Raw genomic sequence first — 8,914 nt, forward strand, 5'->3', positions numbered from 1 at the left:
ATAATTAGAAACGTCGCTGGCCTGCGGACGACGTTCACACAGTGGTCATGGAGGGGGTGGAGCTTAGACTGCAATCGAATAGAGACTCACTTACTTCTGTATTTGACAATCATTATCATTCTGAATAGTTTGTCGCACGTCGTAGGAAGCATCGCCAAACGGTGTGCTCCCTTTCCCCACAGAGACAAGGTGATTTCCATGGCGGAACAACTATCCACAAGTAAGTGCGATTCACCATTACTCCAGGCGTTCGTCGACAATCGCAGCATCCTCGTCAAGATTGCCGCCCGTATCACGGGCTGTCGGTCGCGCGCCGAGGATGTGGTGCAGGATGCCTTCTTCCGGCTCGGTTCCGCGCCGCAGATTACGTCCTCGTTCAAGGCCCAGCTCAGCTATCTGTTCCAGATCGTGCGCAACCTGGCCATCGATCACTATCGCAAGCAGGCGATGGAGCTGAAGTACTCGGGTAGCGAGGAAGAAGGCATGAATGTGGTGATCCAGAATGCCTCGCCAGAATCCACCCACATCAACCTTGCGACCCTCGAACACATCGCCGAAGCGCTCAACGAGCTGCCCCAGCGCACGCGCTACGCGTTCGAGATGTACCGCCTGCACGGCGTGCCGCAAAAAGACATCGCCAAGGAGCTCGGGGTCTCGCCGACGCTGGTCAACTTCATGATCCGCGACGCGCTGATCCACTGCCGCAAGAACAGCCGCCAGGCCGAGGGCTGACCGCCTCACAGGTACAGCGTACAGCACCTGCCCAGCGTGGTCGGGCCGCCCAGCGGCCCACGCCCTGCGTGCCGCTAGACCAGCGCGCAGCGATCGAAGAAGCGCTCACGCCCCAGGATCATCAACGCCGCCCGCTTGTGCGGGAAATCGAACTCTTTCTCGCAGTGGAAGCACTGATCGTGCATGTAGCCGATCATCTTGCCGTTGTCGGCGCGCGGCTCGGCGACCACCTGCTGGGTGCGCGGGTCGTCGAGGAACAGGTAGTGCACCAGCGCCGACATCCAGCTCGCCACCTTGTGCGGGCCACGGTGCGCCTGTTCGCCCACGAGCATGTGGATACCGCGGTCGTAGTCATCGGCCGGATAGAACGGCGCGATGCGGTCTTCCTTGGCCCAATAGGCTTCGAAGTAGGCGAACGGCTCATCGTCGAAACAGCCGATGAGCGTCAGGGTGTGCGGGTCTGTCTCGAGCTTGCTCAGGTATTCGCGGTGCTGCTCCAGGCTGCCCTGTTCCTGCCAGAAGTGCGCGACCCGCGGCTCGTTCTGCCAACGGTTGAAGCGCGCCAGGTCCTGCTCGACTTCCAGGGTGCGCAGCGACACCCACGCCCCCAGGCGCGCATCGAAACGGCGATACACCTCGCCCCGGGGCTTGGGCGCGCGGCGCGGATGGCGCTTGCCGTTGCTGATCTGCATCTGCTGCGGGTAGACACCGCTCTGTACCTCGCCAAGCCAGGGCTGCGGCAACTGCCAGAACAGCGCCCGCTCGCAGATCAATACGTCCGCTTGCTCGCTGGCGACCAGCAAGCCGCTCGCCAGCAGCGCCGGCAGCCACGCTGGCGTCTTCGGCAAATGCCAGGCCAGGCGCTGGCAGGCGGGATCGCGCGACAGCAGCCAGTAGCAGGCGGCCCACAGGGCCTGGGCGCCGCGATCCGGGCAGACGGTTTCCAGGTGAACCTGCACGGGGTCGGCGGGCACCAGGCGCACCTGGATCAGCGGGCGGCCCTCCAGGGTCAGACTCAACCGGGAAGCGGTCTCGTCACCTTGCAGGCTGTGCCATCGCGGAAGGGAAAGCGGCGTCGAAGCGGCATCGAAAGGCATGGTCATGGCTCACGGAAAAATGGGATCACACTCAAGTGTCTGAACGTGATCGCAGCCCGGGAATTTAATTGCGCGGCGTTTGCACGGTGATCCGATAAGGGCCGAAAAGCGCCGCCAGCTCACCGCTGTCGCGCAGGCGCTGCATCAGCTGGGCGAAGGCTTCGGCGCGGATCGGCGCGCCAGGGCGCAGCAGTGCATAGTGATGGTAGACCTGATCGACCCGCTCCGAGGCCAGCAGCTCGCTGTCCTTGGTCGGGTTGCGCTTGAGGTAGTCACTCAGGTACGAGCGGGTCACCAGGGCAATGTCCGCGCGCTCGCGTTGCACCATCGACAGGTTGCTGTCGTGGGAGTACGAGAGGATGGCCCGGAAGGTCTTCTTCAGGTACTCGGGGTCGGGATTGAAATCGGCAAACGCGTAGTGATAGCCGTTGAACAACGCCAGGCGCTTGCCTTTGAGGTCATCGAAATAATGCTGGTCACGCCCGGCCTGACGATGGGCGACGAAGATCTCGGCATCTTCCAGGCCCATGTCGACCGCCGTGTGCGGGATCTGCTGCCAACCCCATTGCGGGTTCTCGAAGATCGCCATGTCGGTGCGCGCTTGCTGGAAATCACCGAAGCGGCGCGGGATCGAGGTTGGCACCAGAACGAAACGGTAACCAGCCTGGAGCTGGTTCAGCGCCTCGGCGAACTGCGGCAGCAACCCTGTATCGGCACCCTGCTCCGGACGCACCGTGTAAGGCGGGAAATGCGCGGCCCCGATCCGCACCTCCACCACGTCGGCGGCACAGGCCGGCCCGGCCAGCCACAGTGCAGCGAGCATCATCAGGGATGACAGGGCCTTGAGGGCGGGCGGTGGCGTCAAGTGAGGCACTCAAATCACGGGTTTGGACCTTGATGCGCCTAAGCTAGGCGTTTTCCTGTCAGGGCACAACCGCTGGTTATGCCAAAATAGCGGCATTCTGCCAGGGGATGCCGTAAGGGTTCTGGATTGGCTACGCTCTAGGGGCCCGCGGCCCTGCTCTCTCGTCCGACGCCGCGGACCACAGCGTCTTGCAAGGGAGCCTGGTATGGGCCATTGGCTGGTCATCGACCTGGAAGCCACCACCGACGACGGTGGCTGGCCGGTCACCGAGATGGAAATCATTGAAATCGGCGCAAGCCTGGTCACTCGCGAAGGTCGCGAGGTCGATCACTTCCAGCGCTTCGTCAAGCCGCGGCGGCGTCCGCAACTGACACCCTTCTGCCGTGAGCTGACGCACATCGGCCAGGCCAGTATCGACAGCGCGGCGTCGTTCGCCGAGATCTGGGAGCAGTTCGAACGCTGGCTGGGCCATCATCGGGCGCAGTTGCAGGCCTGGGTCAGTTGGGGCGACTACGACCGCCAGCAGTTGCTGCAGGAATGGCAGCAGCACCAGGTCAACAGCCTGCTGGCGCAATTGCCGCACATCAATCTCAAGCAGCGCTTCGCCAAGGCCCGTCACCTGCAGCGTCCCACCGGCCTGAACGGTGCACTGCAACTGGCCGGCATGCAGTTCGTCGGGCAACAGCACCGGGCGCTGGAGGATGCACGCAATACCGCACGGTTGCTGCCCTTGAGCCTCACCTGAAAGCAGATGACGACCGCGCAGGGCTTGGGCATACTGGCCAGCCTTTTTTCAGCCCTTCTGTTCAGGAGTCGCCCATGTTCCAGGTCAACGAGTACTTCAACGGCACCGTCAAGTCGATCGCCTTCGCAGGCGAAGAAGGTCCGGCCACCGTGGGCGTGATGGCCCCGGGCGAATACGAGTTCGGCACCGCCAAGCGCGAGATCATGCACGTGGTGTGCGGCGCCCTGATCGTCAAGCTGCCGGGCAGCGACAACTGGGAAACCTTCAACGCAGGCGACAAGTTCAATGTGCCGGCCGACAGCAAGTTCCAGCTGCAGGTGAAGGTCGATACCGCTTACCTGTGCGAGTATCGCGACTAAGCATCAGGCTCTTCGCGGGCTTGCCCGCGAAGAATCCAGCGCTAACCCTTCAGAAACCCCGCCACCTTCTCAGCCGCCGCCTGCAGATGCTGCTCATGGCTGAACCCTGAAGCTTTCAGCGGCTTCAGATCATGATCCCCCGCCACCAGCCAGTTCACCTCGATCGCCGTTGACAGTTCATACCCCTGAACCGCCTCGCGATTGCCCAGCGCATCCCGCTCGCCCTGGACAATGAGCGTGGGCGTCTTCAGCCCGGCCAGATGCTCGACCCGCGGTTTCTCCGGCTTGCCCACGGCATAGAACGGATACCCCAGGCACACCAGCGCATCCGCCTCCAACTCATCGGCCAGCAAACTGGCCATGCGCCCGCCCATGGACTTGCCGCCAATGGCCAAGGTGCCCGTGACCAATGGTCGCACCTGCCCATACACCTCGCGCCAGCACTCGAGCAGCACCTTCTGCGGGTTGGGCGGACGCTTGCCGCCGTTTATGCGGCGCTCGGCCATGTAGGGAAATTCGAAGCGGATCACCCCGACCCCAAGCCCCGCCAGCCTTTGCGCAATCTCGTCCATGAACGCGCTGTCCATCGGCGCCCCCGCGCCGTGGGCCAGGATCAGTGTGCAGGAACGCCCCTGATCGCCCCGGATTTGCGGAGGATCGACGCGCAAGCCTGGGACATTTCCCACTTGGGCCCATTGATCCCCGTCAATACCGGCACATTGCCCATCTTTCATGCTTGCCTCGCTGTTTAGCCTGCCTATAACCGTGGATGGGAACCCATACATGAACACAACCAGCAGTACCGCCTACAACTACAAGGTGGTCCGCCAATTCGCCATCATGACGGTGGTGTGGGGCATCGTCGGCATGGGGCTCGGTGTCTTCATCGCCGCGCAACTCGTGTGGCCGAGCCTCAACTTCGACCTCCCCTGGACCAGCTTCGGCCGTCTGCGACCGCTGCACACCAACGCAGTGATCTTCGCCTTCGGTGGCTGTGCCCTGTTCGCCACCTCCTATTATTCGGTGCAGCGCACCTGCCAGACCATCCTCTTCGCGCCTAAATTGGCCGCATTCACCTTCTGGGGCTGGCAACTGGTGATCCTGCTGGCGGCAATCAGCCTGCCACTGGGCTACACCAGCTCCAAGGAATACGCCGAACTGGAATGGCCGATCGACATCCTGATCACCATCGTCTGGGTCTGCTACGCCATCGTGTTCTTCGGCACGCTGATGAAGCGCACCACCAAGCACATCTACGTGGGCAACTGGTTCTTCGGTGCCTTCATCCTCACCGTGGCGATCCTGCACATCGTCAACAACCTGGAGATGCCGGTCAGCCTGACCAAGTCGTACTCGGTCTACGCCGGGGCCACCGACGCCATGGTGCAATGGTGGTACGGCCACAACGCCGTAGGTTTCTTCCTGACCGCAGGCTTCCTGGGGATGATGTACTACTACGTGCCCAAGCAGGCCGAGCGACCGGTGTATTCCTATCGCCTGTCCATCGTGCACTTCTGGGCGCTGATCACCCTGTACATCTGGGCCGGCCCCCACCACCTGCACTACACCGCCCTGCCCGACTGGGCCCAGTCACTGGGCATGATCATGTCGCTGATCCTGCTCGCACCGAGCTGGGGCGGGATGATCAACGGCATGATGACCCTCTCCGGTGCCTGGCACAAACTGCGCAGCGACCCGATCCTGCGCTTCCTCGTGGTGTCGCTGGCGTTCTACGGCATGTCGACCTTCGAAGGCCCGATGATGGCGATCAAGACCGTCAACGCCCTCTCCCACTACACCGACTGGACCATCGGCCACGTCCACGCCGGCGCCCTGGGCTGGGTGGCGATGATCTCCATCGGCGCGCTGTACCACACCATTCCCAAGGTGTTCGGCAAGCAGCAGATGCACAGCATCGGCCTGATCAACGCGCACTTCTGGCTGGCGACCATCGGCACCGTGCTCTACATCGCCTCGATGTGGGTCAACGGCATCGCCCAGGGCCTGATGTGGCGCGCGGTCAACAGCGACGGCACGCTCACCTACTCGTTCGTCGAAACCCTGGTGGCCAGCCACCCCGGCTTCATCGTGCGCTTCGTCGGCGGGGCGATCTTCCTCAGCGGCATGTTCCTGATGGCCTGGAACACCTGGCGCACCGTGCGTTCGCCAGCGCTCGACGCCGCCCCTGCGAACGCCCAGCTGGCTTGAGGAGACACGCCTGATGAAACATGAAGTCATCGAGAAAAACGTCGGCCTGCTGGCCTTGCTGATGGTGTTCGCCGTCAGCATCGGCGGCCTCACGCAGATCGTCCCGCTGTTCTTCCAGGACGTCACCAACAAGCCGGTCGAGGGCATGAAGCCCTACACCGCGCTGCAACTGGAAGGCCGTGACATCTACATCCGCGAAGGCTGTGTAGGTTGCCACTCGCAGATGATCCGTCCGTTCCGCGCCGAAACGGAGCGCTATGGCCACTACTCGGTGGCCGGTGAAAGCGTGTGGGACCACCCCTTCCTCTGGGGTTCCAAGCGTACCGGCCCGGACCTGGCTCGCGTCGGTGGACGCTACTCGGACGACTGGCACCGCGCGCACCTGTACAACCCGCGCAACGTGGTACCGGAATCGAAGATGCCGGCCTACCCGTGGCTGGTCGCACAACCGGTCGACAACAGCCACACCGACACCAAGCTGCGTGTACTGCGCACCCTCGGCGTGCCCTACACCGACGAGGACATCGCCAGCGCCCGCGACGCGGTCAAGGGCAAGACCGAGATGGATGCGTTGGTCGCCTACCTGCAGGTGCTGGGCACCTCGATCAAGAACAAGAGGTGAACACGATGGAATTCGACATCGGCATGATCCGCGGCCTCGGCACCCTGGTGGTGATGATCGCCTTCATCGGCCTGTCGCTCTGGGTGTTCAACCGCCGCCGCGACCGTGATTTCGCCGAAGCGCGCCTGCTGCCCTTCGACGACGACCGCCTGCCCCCTGCCGGGCAGGAACCTGCCATGAGGAGTAACGGGCAATGACCACCTTCTGGAGTACGTACATCAGCGTACTGACCATCGGCAGCCTGATCGGCCTGACCTGGTTGCTGCTCGCCACACGCAAGGGCCAGAGCCACGACACCAGCGACCAGACCATGGGCCACAGCTTCGACGGGATCGAGGAATACGACAACCCGCTGCCCAAATGGTGGTTCTGGCTGTTCGTCGGCACCCTGGTGTTCTCGGTGGGCTACCTGATCCTCTACCCGGGCCTGGGTAACTGGAAAGGCATCCTGCCCGGCTACGAGAACGGCTGGACCCAGGTCAACGAATGGCAGAAAGAAATGGACAAGGCCGATGCCCGCTTCGGGCCGATCTTCGCCAAGTTCGCCGCCATGCCGGTGGAGGAAGTGGCCAAGGATCCGCAGGCATTGAAGATGGGCGCACGCCTGTTCGCCTCCAACTGCTCGGTGTGCCATGGCTCGGACGCCAAAGGGGCCTATGGTTTCCCCAACCTGACTGACAAGGACTGGCGCTGGGGCGGTGAACCCGAGACCATCAAGGCCTCGATCATGAACGGCCGCCATGGCGTGATGCCAGCCTGGGCCGAGGTGATCGGCGAGCAGGGCGTGGCGGATGTGGCCGCCTTCGTGTTGAGCAACCTGGACGGGCGCAGCTTGCCTGAAGGGATCAAAGCCGACATGGCCAAGGGCAAGGAAATCTTCGCCAGCAACTGCGTGGCCTGCCATGGGCCGGAAGGCAAAGGCACCCCGGCCATGGGCGCCCCCGACCTGACCCACCCGCAGGCGTTCATCTACGGTTCGAGCTTCGCCCAGTTGCAGCAGACCATCCGCTATGGTCGCCAGGGCCAGATGCCGGCTCAGGCCGAGATCCAGGGCAACGACAAGGTGCACCTGCTGGCGGCTTATGTGTATAGCCTGTCCCATGATGAAAATGCTGAAACGCTGACAGCCAAGTAATACCCCGCAAATCCCTCCTGTGGGAGCGGCGGCTCGCCCTCCCACAGGGGCGCGCCGCTCCCCCTCCCTTGCACCCCCTCCGAACGGAACTAAGCTTGTTGCCACAGTGGCCTCGCGTTGTAGCGATGCCATCGACGCGGCGCATTGCCTGACGCCGCGCGCCAAAAAGGCATCCAAAAAAAAGCTTGACCGATCGATCAGAAAAAGGTGAAAAACGGTACACATTACAGATATTTATTTGTGTACAATCGTTCGACCCGAAACGCCACGGGACGGTGGTGGGCAGGGTATGGACACGGGTCGGCGCAGGGTACCTTGCGTTGCCATAGCCATTGCGGCTATCGAGACTGGCGCCGATTTTTCCACCAACAAGAACACCCAAACCGTGGAACCTTAGCATGAGCACAGCAATCAGTCCGACTGCTTATAACTATAAGGTCGTCCGCCAGTTCGCCATCATGACGGTGGTCTGGGGGATCCTTGGCATGGGCCTCGGCGTCTTCATTGCATCGCAACTGGTGTGGCCGCAGCTCAACTTCGACCTGCCCTGGACCAGCTTCGGACGCCTGCGCCCGCTGCACACCAACCTGGTGATCTTCGCCTTCGGCGGCTGTGCCCTGTTCGGCACCAGCTACTACGTGGTGCAGCGCACCTGCCAGACCCGGCTGATCTCCGACGGCATGGCCGCCTTCACCTTCTGGGGCTGGCAGGCGGTGATCCTCGGCGCGCTGATCACCCTGCCGATGGGCTACACCACCACCAAGGAATACGCCGAGCTCGAATGGCCCATCGCAATCCTGCTGGCCATCGTCTGGGTCACCTATGCCGTGGTGTTCTTCGGCACCATCGTCAAGCGCAAGACCAAGCACATCTACGTGGGCAACTGGTTCTACGGCGCCTTCATCGTGGTCACCGCGATGCTGCACATCGTCAACCACATCTCGCTGCCGGTCAGCCTGTTCAAGTCGTACTCAGCCTACGCCGGTGCCACCGACGCGATGATCCAGTGGTGGTATGGCCACAACGCCGTGGGCTTCTTCCTCACCACCGGCTTCCTGGGGATGATGTACTACTTCGTGCCCAAGCAGGCGGAGCGGCCGATCTACTCCTACCGCCTGTCGATCGTGCACTTCTGGGCGCTGATCACCCTG

The 8,914-nt window shown here is 62.6% G+C and carries 11 protein-coding genes; 8 read left to right on the top strand and 3 right to left on the bottom strand.

The genetic code is table 11. The annotated features are described in order from the left end of the window. Positions 1-198: 198 nt before the first annotated feature. On the top strand, positions 199-732 hold the full coding sequence (locus HU729_RS03505; RefSeq protein WP_186666333.1) for an RNA polymerase factor sigma-70: 534 nt from the start codon (positions 199-201) through the stop codon (positions 730-732). Between the two features lie 74 nt (positions 733-806). Here HU729_RS03505 and HU729_RS03510 read toward each other — a convergent pair whose 3' ends face one another. Further along, positions 807-1,829 (bottom strand): GNAT family N-acetyltransferase, encoded by a 1,023-nt coding sequence (locus HU729_RS03510; protein WP_186708398.1) that lies wholly within the window; start codon positions 1,827-1,829, stop codon positions 807-809. Between the two features lie 64 nt (positions 1,830-1,893). Further along, positions 1,894-2,694 (bottom strand): transporter substrate-binding domain-containing protein, encoded by an 801-nt coding sequence (locus HU729_RS03515; RefSeq protein WP_186708400.1) that lies wholly within the window; start codon positions 2,692-2,694, stop codon positions 1,894-1,896. A 205-nt stretch (positions 2,695-2,899) separates the two neighbouring features. On the opposite strand from HU729_RS03515, the gene HU729_RS03520 reads away from it, so the two are divergent. Together HU729_RS03520 and HU729_RS03525 are read left to right on the top strand one after the other, a co-directional pair. Beyond that, positions 2,900-3,439 (top strand): exonuclease domain-containing protein, encoded by a 540-nt coding sequence (locus HU729_RS03520; RefSeq protein ID WP_186666339.1) that lies wholly within the window; start codon positions 2,900-2,902, stop codon positions 3,437-3,439. 74 nt (positions 3,440-3,513) lie between these two features. After that, positions 3,514-3,798, top strand: a complete 285-nt coding sequence (locus tag HU729_RS03525) for a pyrimidine/purine nucleoside phosphorylase (RefSeq protein ID WP_186708402.1) — start codon at positions 3,514-3,516, stop codon at positions 3,796-3,798. A 41-nt stretch (positions 3,799-3,839) separates the two neighbouring features. Here HU729_RS03525 and HU729_RS03530 read toward each other — a convergent pair whose 3' ends face one another. After that, positions 3,840-4,532: an alpha/beta family hydrolase gene (locus HU729_RS03530; protein WP_238348294.1), complete on the bottom strand. Its 693-nt coding sequence runs from the start codon at positions 4,530-4,532 to the stop codon at positions 3,840-3,842. Positions 4,533-4,581: 49 nt separating this feature from the next. On the opposite strand from HU729_RS03530, the gene ccoN reads away from it, so the two are divergent. The 5 genes from ccoN to HU729_RS03555 all read left to right on the top strand — a co-directional run. Next, a complete protein-coding gene (ccoN, locus tag HU729_RS03535) occupies positions 4,582-6,006 on the top strand; it encodes a cytochrome-c oxidase, cbb3-type subunit I (protein ID WP_054894771.1) in 1,425 nt (474 codons plus the stop codon). 13 nt (positions 6,007-6,019) lie between these two features. Further along, complete coding sequence (ccoO, locus tag HU729_RS03540; RefSeq protein ID WP_186666343.1) at positions 6,020-6,628, top strand: cytochrome-c oxidase, cbb3-type subunit II; 609 nt, start codon at positions 6,020-6,022, stop codon at positions 6,626-6,628. Positions 6,629-6,633: 5 nt separating this feature from the next. Then, the gene (locus HU729_RS03545) at positions 6,634-6,825 is read left to right on the top strand and encodes a cbb3-type cytochrome c oxidase subunit 3 (protein WP_054894769.1); all 192 of its coding nucleotides are present in this window, start codon (positions 6,634-6,636) and stop codon (positions 6,823-6,825) included. Continuing rightward, positions 6,822-7,763 carry a cytochrome-c oxidase, cbb3-type subunit III gene (gene ccoP, locus HU729_RS03550; protein ID WP_186708404.1) on the top strand — a complete coding sequence of 314 codons (942 nt, stop codon included), beginning with the start codon at positions 6,822-6,824 and terminating at the stop codon, positions 7,761-7,763. Before HU729_RS03545 ends, ccoP begins: the two co-directional genes overlap by 4 nt. A gap of 398 nt (positions 7,764-8,161) precedes the next feature. Further along, positions 8,162-8,914 (top strand): cbb3-type cytochrome c oxidase subunit I (locus HU729_RS03555; protein ID WP_186708406.1); only part of this gene is annotated, 753 nt, incomplete at its 3' end.

Source organism: Pseudomonas sp. RW10S2, assembly GCF_014268985.1.
Taxonomy (GTDB): domain Bacteria; phylum Pseudomonadota; class Gammaproteobacteria; order Pseudomonadales; family Pseudomonadaceae; genus Aquipseudomonas; species Aquipseudomonas wayambapalatensis.